The organism is Streptomyces sp. NPDC007162 (genome assembly GCF_040634175.1).
Taxonomy (GTDB): domain Bacteria; phylum Actinomycetota; class Actinomycetes; order Streptomycetales; family Streptomycetaceae; genus Streptomyces.
This window is the reverse complement of record NZ_JBEYFC010000227.1, coordinates 1-13,459: the sequence shown is the minus strand read 5'-3', so window position 1 is coordinate 13,459 and position 13,459 is coordinate 1. Positions and strand designations below refer to the sequence as shown.

At 72.8% G+C, this 13,459-nt stretch carries 9 protein-coding genes, 1 tRNA gene and 1 pseudogene; 10 read left to right on the top strand and 1 reads right to left on the bottom strand.

Translation table 11 applies throughout. The features are described 5' to 3' along the window. Positions 1-116 precede the first annotated feature (116 nt). Entirely contained in the window at positions 117-806 is a 690-nt protein-coding gene (locus tag ABZ646_RS25175) for a GAF and ANTAR domain-containing protein (protein WP_360523034.1), read from the top strand. Positions 807-944: 138 nt separating this feature from the next. After that, positions 945-3,392: a SpoIIE family protein phosphatase gene (locus ABZ646_RS25170; protein WP_360523029.1), complete on the top strand. Its 2,448-nt coding sequence runs from the start codon at positions 945-947 to the stop codon at positions 3,390-3,392. A gap of 81 nt (positions 3,393-3,473) precedes the next feature. Here ABZ646_RS25170 and ABZ646_RS25165 read toward each other — a convergent pair. After that, a tRNA-Arg gene (locus ABZ646_RS25165) sits at positions 3,474-3,546 on the bottom strand. 321 nt (positions 3,547-3,867) lie between these two features. Between ABZ646_RS25165 and ABZ646_RS25160 the strand changes: the two genes are divergently transcribed. The 8 genes and pseudogenes from ABZ646_RS25160 to ABZ646_RS25125 form a co-directional block, all read left to right on the top strand. Beyond that, complete coding sequence (locus ABZ646_RS25160) at positions 3,868-5,475, top strand: dynamin family protein (RefSeq protein WP_360523026.1); 1,608 nt, start codon at positions 3,868-3,870, stop codon at positions 5,473-5,475. Between the two features lie 3 nt (positions 5,476-5,478). Beyond that, complete coding sequence (locus tag ABZ646_RS25155) at positions 5,479-7,920, top strand: GTPase (protein ID WP_360523023.1); 2,442 nt, start codon at positions 5,479-5,481, stop codon at positions 7,918-7,920. A gap of 289 nt (positions 7,921-8,209) precedes the next feature. Further along, on the top strand, positions 8,210-8,653 hold the full coding sequence (locus ABZ646_RS25150; protein WP_360523031.1) for a single-stranded DNA-binding protein: 444 nt from the start codon (positions 8,210-8,212) through the stop codon (positions 8,651-8,653). Positions 8,654-9,026: 373 nt separating this feature from the next. Beyond that, positions 9,027-10,406, top strand: a complete 1,380-nt coding sequence (locus ABZ646_RS25145) for a Cys-Gln thioester bond-forming surface protein (RefSeq protein WP_360523020.1) — start codon at positions 9,027-9,029, stop codon at positions 10,404-10,406. A 31-nt stretch (positions 10,407-10,437) separates the two neighbouring features. Beyond that, positions 10,438-10,791: a hypothetical protein gene (locus ABZ646_RS25140; RefSeq protein WP_360523017.1), complete on the top strand. Its 354-nt coding sequence runs from the start codon at positions 10,438-10,440 to the stop codon at positions 10,789-10,791. A 208-nt stretch (positions 10,792-10,999) separates the two neighbouring features. Further along, a complete protein-coding gene (gene ettA / locus ABZ646_RS25135) occupies positions 11,000-12,664 on the top strand; it encodes an energy-dependent translational throttle protein EttA (RefSeq protein ID WP_360523014.1) in 1,665 nt (554 codons plus the stop codon). A 6-nt stretch (positions 12,665-12,670) separates the two neighbouring features. Further along, on the top strand, positions 12,671-13,084 hold the full coding sequence (locus tag ABZ646_RS25130) for a thioesterase family protein (protein ID WP_360523011.1): 414 nt from the start codon (positions 12,671-12,673) through the stop codon (positions 13,082-13,084). Continuing rightward, positions 13,081-13,459 (top strand): annotated as a pseudogene (locus ABZ646_RS25125) (hypothetical protein); the annotation flags it as partial. The gene ABZ646_RS25130 and the pseudogene ABZ646_RS25125, both read left to right, overlap by 4 nt.

The following is a 13,459-nucleotide window of genomic DNA, read 5'->3' as shown; positions in this document are numbered from 1 at the left end:
GGCCTGCTCGGCCGGCCCCCTGCCGGCCCGCCGGGCACCGCGGGAGGCGTTGACGAGGAGGGTGGCGATGAGCGAGGCGTCGGTGACGGACAACGTAACCGGAGGTGGCACAGGCGATGGACTGGGCGCGGTTCGCGCAGCAACTGGCGGCGATGGCACGGGACCTGCTGGCGCAGGAGTCGGTCGAGGCCACCCTGGCGAGGATCACCGCCTCGGCCACGGAGCTCGTGGAGGGCTGCGACGCGGCCGGCATCCTGGTGCTGAACGGCACCAAGGTGCAGTCGCTCGCCCCCACGGAGCAACTGGTCGTCGACAGCGACCGGCTGCAGGAGCGGCTGGGCGAGGGACCGTGCTTCGACGCCGCCCGCATCAAGGAGGGGGAGCGGGTCTTCCGCATCCCGGACTTCAACGAGGAGCAGCCGCTCTGGCCCGCCTTCGGTCCCGCGGCCCACCGGCTCGGCGTCGGCAGCATGATGGGTTTCCTGCTGTACACCGAGGACGAGGAACTCGGCGCGCTGAACGTCTACTCCCGCAGGCCGGGCGCCTTCACCGAGGCCGGCGAGCTGGCCGGCTGGCTGCTGGCCTCCCACGCCGCGGTCGCCTTCTCCAGCGCGCGTACCCACGCCCAGCTGGAGCGGGCCGTCACCACCCGCCATCTGATCGGCGAGGCCATGGGCATCCTCATAGGCAGTCACCAGCTCACCGAGGAACAGGCGTTCGGCGTGCTGCGCCGCTACTCGCAGGAGAACAACATCAAACTCCACGAGGTCGCCCGCCGGGTCTGCGAACAGGGCGGCCTCGGCTGATCCGGGACCGGCGACGGGCGCGCAGGGGCCGAGGGGCTGATCGCGCACGGGCGAGGGCCGCTCGGCCGACGGTGGTGACCGGGGCGCGGACCGGCGCCGCCGGGTGACCGGCGGCCGCCAGGGCGTACCGTCGAGGGTGTGGACGGCACCGTCGACGGGTTTGTCTCCCGGGTCGCCCGTGAACTCGTCCCGCGGACGGACGAGCTGATCGCGGGCGTCACCCGGTGCCTGCGCAGCGAGGTGCCCGAGCTGTGGCAGGACCCGGAGCTGGCCCGCCTGACCTCGGAGAACGTCGCCGAGCACGTCTCCGGCGTCCTCACCGGCCTGGGCCGCGGCCTCGACCCGAGCTTCCTTCAGCCGCCGCCGTCCGACGCGGACCGGGCCCGCCGGCTGGCCCACCGCGGCACCTCCGTGACCGCGATGCTGCGGGCGCACCGGCTGTCGGAGGGCATCGTCCTCGACCGCTTCCTCGCCGAGCTGCCCCGGCTGACGGACGACCCCGAGCTGATCGACGCGGTCTCGCGGCGGCTGCTCGCCATGGCCACCGGGTATGTCGACCGCACCTCCGAGCAGGGCGTGCTCGCCTTCCAGGAGGAACGGGACCGCCGGCTGCAGTGGCGGATGTCCCTGGTCAACGAGGCCGGACTGCGCATCGGGACCACCCTGGACATCACCCGTACCGCCCGGGAACTGGCGGACCTCGCCACCGAGCACTTCGCCGACCACGTCACCGTCGACCTGCTCGACTCCATGGTGCGCGGCAACGACACCCCGACGGCGGAGCCGTTCCTGCTGTGCCGACTCGCCGACGGAACCCACCCGGACACCGCCCCCCTGCGAACGGCGACCGCCGAGGAGGAGGCCCACACCGGCGCCCCGGACGAATCGGCGGAGGTCCGCACCGGCTCGGGTGCGTCGGCGGAGGTCCGCACCGGCTCGGGTGCGTCGGCGCAGGCCGGCATCGACCCGGGTGGGTCGGCGCAGACCCGTACTGGCTCGGCCGGGTCGGCGGAAGTCCGCACCTGCCCGGCCGGGTCGGCGGAGGCCCGCGCCCTGGCCACCGGTCAGCCCTCCCGGCACTCCGGGGGAACCCACTCCTGGCTGGTCGTACCGCTGAGCGCCCGCGGCACCACGCTCGGCGTGGCCCGCTTCTCCCGGTGCCGCAACCCCGACCCCTACGACGACGAGGACCTGCTGCTCGCCCAGGGGATCGCGGCCAAGGCGGCGGTGGCCGTCGACAACGCCTGCCGCTACACACACGCCCGCGCCACCGCCCTCACCCTCCAGCGCAGCCTGCTCCCACGGCGCACGGCGGAGCAGCCCGCGGTCGAGGTCGCCTGCCGCTACCTGCCGGCCGGAGCCCGGGCGGGGGTGGGCGGCGACTGGTACGACGTGATCCCGCTGTCCGGAGCCAGGGTCGCCCTGGTCGTCGGCGACGTCGTGGGCCACGGCATCCACGCCGCCGCCACGATGGGCCGCCTGCGCACGGCCGTCCGCACCCTCGCCGACATCGACCTGCCGCCCGACGAACTGCTGACGCACCTGGACGACGTGGTGATCCGGCTGGCCGCGGAGGACTCCGCCGACCCGGACCCGGGGCCGACCGGGGACCGGCCGGCGGACGGGGACATCGGCGCCAGCTGCCTGTACGCCGTGTACGACCCCGTCGCCGGCCGCTGCTGTCTGGCCCGCGCCGGGCACGTGCCGCCCACCGTGCTGAGCCGTGACGGCACCGCCGGGCTCCTGGAACTGCCGGCCGGGCCGCCGCTGGGCCTGGGCGGGCTGCCGTTCGAGGCGGTGGAGGCCGAGCTGCCCGAGGGGAGCGTGCTCGCCCTGTACACCGACGGCCTGGTCGGCGCCCACGACCACGGCGTCGAGGCGGGCCTCGCCACCCTCAGGGAGGTCCTCGCGCGGCCCGCGGACTCCCTGGAGGCCACCTGCGACACGGTGCTCGACGCCCTGCTGCCCACCGACCGGCCCCATGACGACGTCGCGCTGCTGCTCGCCCGCACCCGCACCCTCGGGGACGGCCAGGTCGCCGTCTGGGACCTGGAGCCCGACCCGGCGGCCGTCGGCCCGGCCCGCGCGGACGTCGCCCGGCAGCTCACCGCCTGGGGACTGGACGGGCTCGGCTTCGCCGCGGAACTGGTGGTCAGCGAACTGATCACCAACGCGATCCGCTACGGCCGGCCCCCCGTCCGGCTGCGCCTGATCCGAACCGCCACCCCGGACGGGCCGCGGGCGCCTGCGCGGCCGGAGGAGGCGGAGGCGGCGGAGGTGCGGACGGCGCCGGAGGGGCCGGCGTCGGGTCGGATGAGGCCCGGAGGAGCCCCCGGCCGGGGGCTGCTGTGCGAGGTGTCCGACGCCGGTGGTGCCACCCCGCATCTGCGCCGGGCCCGCACCTTCGACGAGGGCGGCCGCGGTCTGCTGCTGGTCGCCCAGCTCGCCGCACGCTGGGGAACCCGGCACGCCCGGCAGGGCAAGACGGTCTGGGCCGAACTGAACGAGACCGAGCCCGCGACCCCCGCGGACCTCGCCGCCGCCCTCCTCGCGGGCGCGGACGGCGTCGACAACCAGCCCTTTTGACGGCGGGAGCGGCGACGGGCGCGCCATGACCGGCGCAACCCCGCCCGCACGGAACCTGACCTGCGACGGCTCTGAGGTGGGCGCCCCCGGCAGGACTCGAACCTGCGGCCAAGCGCTTAGAAGGCGCCTGCTCTATCCACTGAGCTACGGGGGCCGGCTGTGCTGGCCTCGTACGTACTGCCCTGGTGCGGGCCGGTCCGTGACGTTGCCGGGGACAAGGATAGAACTCCCCGCTCCTCGTCCCTGTTGCTTCGCCTCCGTGGCTCAATGTGGAGGTTCGGTGAAGCGGTCCTGATAATCGCAGGCAGGTACGAATCGTGCATCGCTTTTGGCGCCCGGCGCACCGGGTGTTGTGCACTCGTTATGCCTGGACTGTGCCTCCGTCCCAGTCATCCCTTCCGTCCGTTGTGTCCTATCGGCGCGCAGACATGTCTATATGCTTCAGAATTCCCCTAAAATTGGGCATTCTTCGCATGTGGTGACCTTGGACGTACGGCCTCAGCTGCTCGACACACTTTCCGCCCTGCGCGACCGTGTCGCGGCCGCACGCTTCCCGCTGCCCCTGGCGGGGGCCGCACGCGCGCGCGCCAACCGCGACGAACTGCTCGCCCAACTCGACGACTATCTGGTGCCCCGCCTCAAAGAGCCCGAAGCGCCGCTTCTGGCCGTCGTGGGCGGATCCACCGGCGCCGGCAAGTCGACCCTCGTCAACTCGCTGGTGGGACACCGGGTCAGCGAGGCGGGGGTGCTCCGACCGACCACCCGCACACCGGTGCTGGTCTGCCATCCGGAAGACCACCACTGGTTCAGCGGGATGCGCGTGCTGCCCGACCTCACCCGGGTGTGGGAACCGCACCGGGAACCCGGTGACGAATCCATCCTGCCCGCCGAGGACCCAGGGCACGTGCTGCGCATCGAGACCGCCGACAGTCTCCCGCGCGGCCTCGCCCTCCTCGACGCCCCCGACATCGACTCCCTGGTCGTCGACAACCGCGTCCTCGCCGCGGAACTCATGTGCGCCGCCGACGTCTGGGTGATGGTGACCACCGCCGCCCGCTACGCCGACGCCATCCCCTGGCACCTGCTGCGCACCGCCAAGGAGTACGACGTCACCCTGGTGACCGTCCTCGACCGGGTGCCCCACCAGGTCGTCTCCGAGGTCTCCCGGCAGTACGGCGCGCTGCTCACCAAGGCCGGACTCGGCGACGTACCCCGGTTCACGGTGCCCGAACTGCCCGAGTCCGCCTGGGGCGGCGGACTGCTCCCGGGCACCGCCGTCGCCCCGCTGCGCGCCTGGCTCGTGCACCAGGCGCAGGACCCCGGTGCCCGCCGGCAGACCCTGGCCCGCACCGCCCACGGAGTCCTCGACTCCCTCAAGGCCCGGATGCCCGAACTGGCCGGTGCCGCCGCCGCCCAGTACGCCGCCGCGCTGCGCCTGACCTCCGCCGTCGACGCGGCGTACGACAGTGAGCACGCGCGCGTGCGGGGCCGGCTGCAGAGCGGTGCCGTCCTGGCCGGCGACGCCCTCAAACGCTGGCGCGCCTTCCCCCTCGACTGCACCCCCGGTGAACTCCTGGACGCCCTGGTGGAGAGCCTCGCCGCGCTGCTGCTGTGCTCCGTCACCGCGGCCGACGAGCGCATCGACGACGCCTGGCGCCGGGAACCCGCCTCCGCCGCCGCGGGGCTCTCCGACCGGGACCCGTCCCTGGAGAGTGCCGAGCACCGCATCGGACTCGCCGTCCGGCGCTGGCGGCGCGAGTTGGAGGAGTACGCCGAGGACGAGGTGCGTGAACTCGACCGCAGCGTCGCCCCCGACCCCGAGACCGTCGCCGCCCTGGTGGCCACCGCACTGCTCGGCGGCCGCCGCACCCGGGCGGCGGGGGAGCGGCTCGGCGAACGGATCGGCGCGCACGGTGCGCTGCGGCTGCGCGACCGCGGGGGACGACTGCTCACCGAGCACGTGGACCGCGTGATGCTCACCGAACGCGAGCGCCGCCTGGCCCCGCTCGACGCCCTCGACATCCATCCCGAACCCCAGGCCGAACTCATCGCCGCCCTGTCCGTCCTCCAGAAGGAGAGGTGACCGGTGACCGCCGTCACTGACCACGACCACAGGGATCACCTGAAACGCATGGATCACACCAGTGATTACCCCAGCGACTTCGAACCCGCCCTGACCGCCCCGAACCACCCGGCGCCGGACCCCGCACCGGAAGCGCCCCGGGACGAGGGACGGGACTCTGCCCGGGACCGTGTCGGGGATTCCGCCCCCGATCAGGGACAGATCTCCGCCGAACGGGGCTCCGCCGAACGGGGCTCCGCCGAACGGGACTCTGCCCGGGACCAGAGGAGGGAACTTCTCCGGGACCACGCCACCGACTCCCGCCGGGACCAGGTCCCGGGTCCTGTCCGGGGCCAGAGCAGAGATTCCCTGAAGGACCGGGACCGGGACCGGACCGGAGATCCCCTCAGGGACCAGGTCGGCGATTCCGCTCCGGACCCGGCGCGGAACTCCCCGAGGGGCTCCTCCCAGGACTCCCCGCCGGTCGAGGCGCAGGGCCGGGACGGCGGAACCGAGGAGTCCGCGCACGCGCCCGCGGTATCCGTGGACGTACCTGAGAACGCACCGGCGAACGCGCACGCGCACGCGAACTCGCATACGGACGAGGACGCGGACCTCGCCGACCTGGTGGAGCTCACCGCCGAGGCGGAGAGCGTGCCGCACGCGCGCGTACGGGAACAACGCGTACGGGAACAACGCGAGCGCACCGGCGACGCCCCGAACACCGACGGCACCCCGGCCCCGGCCGAACCCCCCGGCGCGGCCGACGACGTATGGGACGACGGCCTCATCGCCCGCCGCAGCACCGACGCCACCGCCAAACCGGCCGTCCCCGTCCTGGAGACCAGGGGCCCGGGCGCCCCCACCCCCGTCCCACTGGCGTACGAGGGCCCGCTGCGCTCCCGCCTGGACGCCCTGCGCGAACTCGTCGGCCTCTCCCGCACCCGCCTCGACAGCCGCACCCTCGCGGAGGCCGGCCGGGTCCTGGACGAGGCGGCCGCCCGGCGCAAACTCTCCGGCCAGCACACCGTCGTCGCCATCGCCGGGGCCACCGGCAGCGGCAAGTCCCAGCTCTTCAACGCGCTCGCCGGCGTGGCCATTTCGGAGACCGGCGTACGCCGGCCCACCACCGCCGCACCCATCGCGTGCAGCTGGAGCGACGGCAGTGCGGCCCTCATCGACCGGCTCGGCATCCCGGGCCGGCTGCGCCGCCGCCCCGTGCACAACCCGGAGGCGGACGCCCAGCTCCGCGGACTGATCCTGATCGACCTGCCCGACCACGACTCGGCCGCCGTCCAGCACCGCGAACAGGTCGACCGGATCCTGAAACTGGTCGACGCGGTGATCTGGGTCGTCGACCCCGAGAAGTACGCCGACGCCGTCCTCCACGAGCGTTATCTGCGGCCCATGGCCGGCCACGCGGAGGTCATGTTCGTCATCCTCAACCAGACCGACCGGCTCCCCGGCGAGGCCACTCACCAGGTCCTGGACGATCTGCGCAGACTGCTCGACGACGACGGCGTGGCGCTCGGCGAGCACGGCGACCCGGGCGCCACCGTGCTCGCCCTGTCCGCGCTCACCGGCGACGGCGTCGGCGAACTGCGCGAGGCACTCGGCCAGTTCGTGTCCGAGCGGGGCGCCGCGGCCCGGCGGGTCGCCGCCGACGTGGACGCCGCCGCGGCCCGGCTGCGGCCCGTCTACGCCACCGGACGGCGCCCCGGGCTCACCGAGGAGGCGCGCGACGAGTTCGCCGCGCGGCTCGCGGACGCCGTGGGCGCCACCGCCGCGGGCGACGCCGCCGAGCGGGCCTGGCGGCGCAACGCCAACCGGGCCTGCGGCACCCCCTGGCTGCGGCTGTGGCGCTGGCACCAGGGGCGCGGCGGGCCGCCCACCGGGCGCCTGCAACCGGCCCCGCCGGAAGAGGAGGCCACCGCCCGGCAGCGGGTCGAGCACGCGGTGCGCGCGCTCTCGGAGCGGGCCTCGGCCGGGCTGCCGGCGCCCTGGGCGCAGGCGGTGCGTGAGGCGGCCCTGCGCGGCTCGCAGGGCCTGCCGGAGGCGCTCGACGAACTCGCGGCGCGGGCGGGGCTGCCGCCGGGGCGGCCCCCGCGCCCCGGCTGGTGGCCGGTGGCGGTGCTCGCGCAGGCCGCGATGACGCTCCTCCAAGTGGTGGGCGGACTCTGGCTGGTGGGGCAGATCGCCGGGTTGACGGCGCCCAACCTGGGTGTTCCGGTGCTGCTGATGGTCGCCGGGATCGTCGGCGGACCACTGGTCGAGTGGGGGTGCCGGATGGCGGCACGGGGACCGGCCCGACGGTACGGCCTGGAGGCGGAACGCCGGTTGCGGGAGGCGGCGGCCGGCTGCGGACGGGCCCGGGTGCTGGATCCGGTGGCGGCGGAACTGCTGCGGTACCAGGAGGTGCGCGAGCAGTACGGGAGGGTCACACGGACCGGGGCCGGAGTGGGGTGAGGCTGCTCCGGAGGACGTGGATCACCCGTCCGGGTGGTGGAGTTGTCCACAGCCCGGACGGCTGTCCACAGTTCCCGGCGGGCCCGGGCCGGCGGCGGCACTCTGGTCCCGCGGCGATCACGACGGACGCGAACGGACGATGACGGTACGGCCGGTCCGCACGAGGACCGGTACGGCCGGCCCGGACGGGAGTGTCCAAGCCCGGTCGCCGCGGTGGACACAGCCGTACGGGACAGGCCCGTACGCGCATCCGTCCGGCCCCGGCGGCCGGACGAGGGAGGGGTTCGTGATGCACGAGACGATGGTCTGCGCGGTGGGCAACGTGGCGACGCGGCCGGTCTACCGGGAGCTGGCGGCGGGGCCGTCGGCACGGTTCCGGCTGGCGGTGACCGCGCGTTACTGGGACCGCGAGAAGAACACCTGGACGGACGGCCACACCAACTTCTTCACGGTGTGGGCCAACCGGCAGCTCGCCACCAACGCGGCGACCTCGCTGTCCGTGGGCGACCCGGTCGTCGTACAGGGACGGCTGAAGGTGCGCACCGAGACCCGGGAGGGCCAGCAGTGGGCCTCCGCCGACATCGACGCCGTGGCGATCGGCCACGACCTCGCGCGCGGTACGACGGCCTTCCGGAGGCCCGTCAAGCCGGACACGGCGGCCCCGGCACCGCCGAGTCCGGAACCGGACTGGGAGACCCCGGCACAGTCCCCGGAACCGGTACCGGCGGCGTGAAGGCGCCGCTTCCCCAGCTCGGTTCACTCGACCGGGACCGAACCTGTCCGTTCTGAACGCTCTTTGACGGCTTATCGGCGAATGCGCTCCGAAGTGCCCACCAGGGCGGCCGAGTAGATTTGTCGATAAGCCCCGCCCGTTCGCACTCCCGCGATAACGATTACGGCTCGGATCGCTCATCCGACCATCTCACCGGGAAAGGCGGGTCCGGCTGATCCATAGGATGCCGGGCAAGGCCCCTGGGGCCGCTGATTCTGCTGGTGGGACCACCCCCCCCGCGTCCAACGGGTCCTGCTCGAAGGGGAATTCTGTGCTCGCTGCGTTTTCTGGTCCCTCGGCGCCCCGCGCGTCCACCAGGCACTCCGGCACGGCCGTGTCCGCGAGAGGCGTGGCCCGCCTCGCCGCCGTGACACTGGCGTCCGGGCTGGCGGCCGCCGCGGTGCTGGCCGGTGCCGGCCGGGCGGCGGCCGACGACGGGACCACGCAGAGCCAGAGCGGCGCGTCCGCCACCATGAACGGCCTGAAGACCTACGGCGAGGCCGTGGTGCACGGCGACGGCGGCGACGAGCAGGTGGCCGCCGGCCTGTTCGAGATGTCCGTGGACGGCGGCGGCACGCTCCAGACGTACTGCGTCGACCTGCACAACCCCACCCAGCGGGACGCCAAGTACCATGAGACGTCCTGGAGCGGCACCTCGCTGGGCGCCAACAAGAACGCGGGCAAGATCCGCTGGATCCTGCAGAACTCCTACCCGCAGGTCAACGACCTCGCCGCGCTCGCCCGCAAGGCCGGGGTCGGCAGCCTCACCGAGCAGGACGCGGCAGCCGGCACCCAGGTGGCGATCTGGCGCTACTCGGACGGCGCGGACGTCGACGCCGTCGATCCGCAGGCCGAGAAGCTCGCCGACTACCTGGAGAAGAGCGCCGGCGGCCAGAACGAGCCGCAGGCCTCCCTCACCCTCTCCCCGCCCGCCGTCTCCGGCCGCCCGGGCGCCCTGCTCGGCCCGGTGACGGTCCGCACCAACGCGCGCACCGTCGCGGTGGTCCCGCCGGCCGACGCCGCGCTCAGCGGCGTACGGATCACCGACAAGGCCGGCAAGCCCGTCACCACCGCCCAGAACGGCACCGAGCTCTACTTCAAGGTCCCCGACGACGCCCAGGACGGCTCCGCCGAACTGACCCTCCAGGCGTCCACCACCGTCCCGGTCGGCCGCGCCCTCACCTCCGACAGCCGCAGCCAGACCCAGATCCTGGCCGGCTCCAGCGAGTCCACGGTCGCCGCGACCGCGAACGCGACCTGGGCCGACCAGGGCGCCGTATCGGCACTGTCGGCGGAGAAGGACTGCGCCAGGGGAGGCCTGGACGTCACCGCGGCCAACACCGGGGACAAGGCGTTCACCTTCGAGCTGATGAACACCGAGTACACGATCCCCGCCGACACCAGGCGCACGGTGACCGTCCCGCTCCAGGAGGACCAGCCCTACGACTTCACGATCACCGGCGCCCACGACCTCGAACGCCGCTTCACCGGCGTCTTCGACTGCAAGACCCAGGGCACCGGCGCAGGCCTCACCATCCAGACCCTCAGCGAGCCCAGCCCCGCCTCGGTCGGCGGCACCACCACCGCCAACCTGGCCGCCACCGGCGGTGACTCCGCCACCGGCGTGATCACCGGCGTGGCCATCGGGCTGGTGGTCGTCGGCGGCGCGGTCCTGGTGATCCTCCGCCAGCGCGAATCCGGGCAGACCGACTGACTCCCGTCACGCCGCCGGGCACGATGAGTCCATGACGAACTCACCCGGCGCGTCGTCCTCGGATTCCGTCCTGTCCCTGTGGTCGCAGGACTCGGTGCTGTCGATCGGCTCGGTCGGCTCCGTACTCTCCGTCGGCTCGGTCGGCTCGGCCCTGTCGATCGGCTCGATCGGCAGCGCCCTGTCCGTCGCCTCCGTCGGTTCGGCCCTGTCGTTCCTCTCGGCGGGCTCCTGGCTGAGCACCGGATCCGTCCTCTCCGCCCAGTCCCGCTGGTCGGTCCTCTCCCGGCGCTCGTCCCACACCTTCCGCACGGCCGGAGTGCTGGGCGCGGCGGCAGCGACGGCCCTCATCCTGACCCGGACCCGCGGCGGCACCCGAACCGGCTGAGGGGCCGTCGCTGGGCCGTCGCTGGGCCGTCCGAGGCTCCCCGAGGCCACTCAACAGCCACCGACAGTGACAGGCGGGTGACCGCCGCCACCGGCGAACCCCCAGCTCACAGCCCCCGGACCGAACGGGTTAACACCAGAGGCTGGACGTCAGGCAAGATGGGATGTATCTGCCCACTGCCTGATTTCAAGCTGCCGGACGGTTTCTCTTGGCTGAGTTCATTTACACCATGCGCAAGACGCGCAAGGCAATCGGCGACAAGGTGATCCTTGATGACGTCTCGCTGAACTTCCTGCCCGGCGCGAAGATCGGTGTGGTCGGCCCGAACGGTGCCGGCAAGTCCACCATTCTGAAGATCATGGCGGGGCTGGACCAGCCGTCCAACGGTGACGCGTACCTCTCCCCGGGCTACACCGTCGGCATCCTCCTCCAGGAGCCGCCCCTCAACGAGGAGAAGAACGTCCTGGAGAACGTCCAGGAGGGTGTCGCCGAGGTCAAGGGCAAGCTCGACCGGTTCAACGAGATCGCCGAGCTGATGGCGACCGACTACTCCGACGCGCTCCTCGACGAGATGGGCAAGCTCCAGGAGGAGCTGGACCACGCCAACGCCTGGGACCTCGACGCCCAGCTCGAGCAGGCCATGGACGCCCTCGGGTGCCCCCCCGGCGACTGGCCCGTCACCACCCTGTCCGGTGGTGAGCGCCGCCGCGTCGCGCTGTGCAAGCTGCTGCTCGAGGCCCCCGACCTGCTGCTCCTCGACGAGCCCACCAACCACCTCGACGCCGAGTCGGTGAACTGGCTGGAGCAGCACCTGGCCAAGTACGACGGCACCATCGTGGCCGTCACCCACGACCGGTACTTCCTGGACAACGTGGCCGGCTGGATCTGCGAGGTCGACCGCGGCCGGCTGCACGGCTACGAGGGCAACTACTCCAAGTACCTGGAGACCAAGCAGGCGCGTCTCAAGGTCGAGGGCCAGAAGGACGCCAAGCGCGCCAAGCGGCTCAAGGAAGAGCTGGAGTGGGTGCGCTCCAACGCGAAGGGGCGCCAGGCCAAGTCCAAGGCCCGTCTCGCGCGGTACGAGGAGATGGCCGCCGAGGCCGACAAGATGCGGAAGCTGGACTTCGAGGAGATCCAGATCCCGCCGGGCCCGCGGCTCGGCAGCATCGTCGTCGAGGTCAACAACCTCACCAAGGGCTTCGGCGACAAGGTCCTGATCGACGACCTGAGCTTCACGCTGCCCCGTAACGGGATCGTCGGGGTCATCGGCCCCAACGGTGCCGGCAAGACCACCCTCTTCAAGATGATCCAGGGTCTGGAGACCCCGGACGCCGGCAGCATCAAGGTCGGCGAGACCGTAAAGATCTCGTACGTCGACCAGAGCCGCGCCAACATCGACCCGAAGAAGACCCTGTGGGCGGTCGTCTCCGACGAGCTCGACTACATCAACGTGGGCCAGGTCGAGATGCCGAGCCGCGCGTACGTCTCCGCCTTCGGGTTCAAGGGCCCCGACCAGCAGAAGCCGGCCGGCGTCCTCTCCGGCGGTGAGCGCAACCGGCTGAACCTGGCCCTCACCCTGAAGCAGGGCGGCAACCTGCTGCTCCTCGACGAGCCGACCAACGACCTCGACGTCGAGACCCTCGGCAGCCTGGAGAACGCGCTGCTGGAGTTCCCGGGCGCGGCCGTGGTCGTCTCCCACGACCGGTGGTTCCTGGACCGGGTCGCCACCCACATCCTCGCCTACGAGGGTGACTCCAAGTGGTTCTGGTTCGAGGGCAACTTCGAGTCGTACGAGAAGAACAAGATCGAGCGGCTCGGTCCGGACGCCGCGCGTCCGCACCGTGCCACCTACAAGAAGCTGACCCGGGGCTGATCGGTCTTGCGCCACATCTACCGCTGCCCCCTGCGCTGGTCCGACATGGACGCGTACGGCCACGTCAACAACGCGGTCTTCGTCCGCTACCTGGAGGAGGCCCGCATCGACTGGCTGTTCCGGCCGGACAAGGAGTTCAAGCAGGGGTCGGTGGTGGCGCGCCACGAGATCGACTACAAGCGGCAGCTCGTCCACCGGCACCACCCGGTGGACATCGAGCTGTGGGTCACCGAGATCAGGGCCGCGTCCTTCACCGTCACCTACGAGGTGAAGGACGACGACGTGGTCTACGTCCGGGCCTCGACGGTGGTCGTGCCGTTCGACTTCGAGTCCGGACGGCCGCGCCGGCTCACCGCCGAGGAACGTGACTTCCTCACGGAGTACCGGGACGACGACAAGGAGGAGGCCGTCGCCGCATGACGGATCTCCACCTGGCCGACGACGGGGAGGCGGCGGACCTCGCGGCCTTCCTCTCCCGGCTGCTGCACTACGACCGTTCCGCCGCCGTCCGTCTCCAGGCCGCCGGTACCGCGCTCGCCGTCTTCGGCCGGCCGCCGTCCTTCGAGGTGCTGGCCGTCCGCGCGGTGCGCCTGGCCAAGCCGTACGAGGACGGTCTCGACGTCGCCCTCGACGTGACGGTGTCGGCGGGGGAGCTGCTGGAGTCCGTGGACGAGCGGGCCGGTACGGCCGCCGTGCCCGGGGCCGTGACCGGGCCGCCGTGGGCCGGTGTGCTGCCCCCGCGGGGCGGCTGGCAGCCCGAGCCCGGCCTGCCCGCGCCGCAGGCGCTGCGCGCCA

Bases quoted from the DNA above. Each gene is read 5' to 3' on its own strand.
- ABZ646_RS25175 (WP_360523034.1), top strand. From the start codon at position 117: ATGGACTGGGCGCGGTTCGCGCAGCAACTGGCGGCGATGGCACGGGAC.
- ABZ646_RS25150 (WP_360523031.1), top strand. From the start codon at position 8,210: ATGCACGAGACGATGGTCTGCGCGGTGGGCAACGTGGCGACGCGGCCG.
- ABZ646_RS25140 (WP_360523017.1), top strand. From the start codon at position 10,438: ATGACGAACTCACCCGGCGCGTCGTCCTCGGATTCCGTCCTGTCCCTG.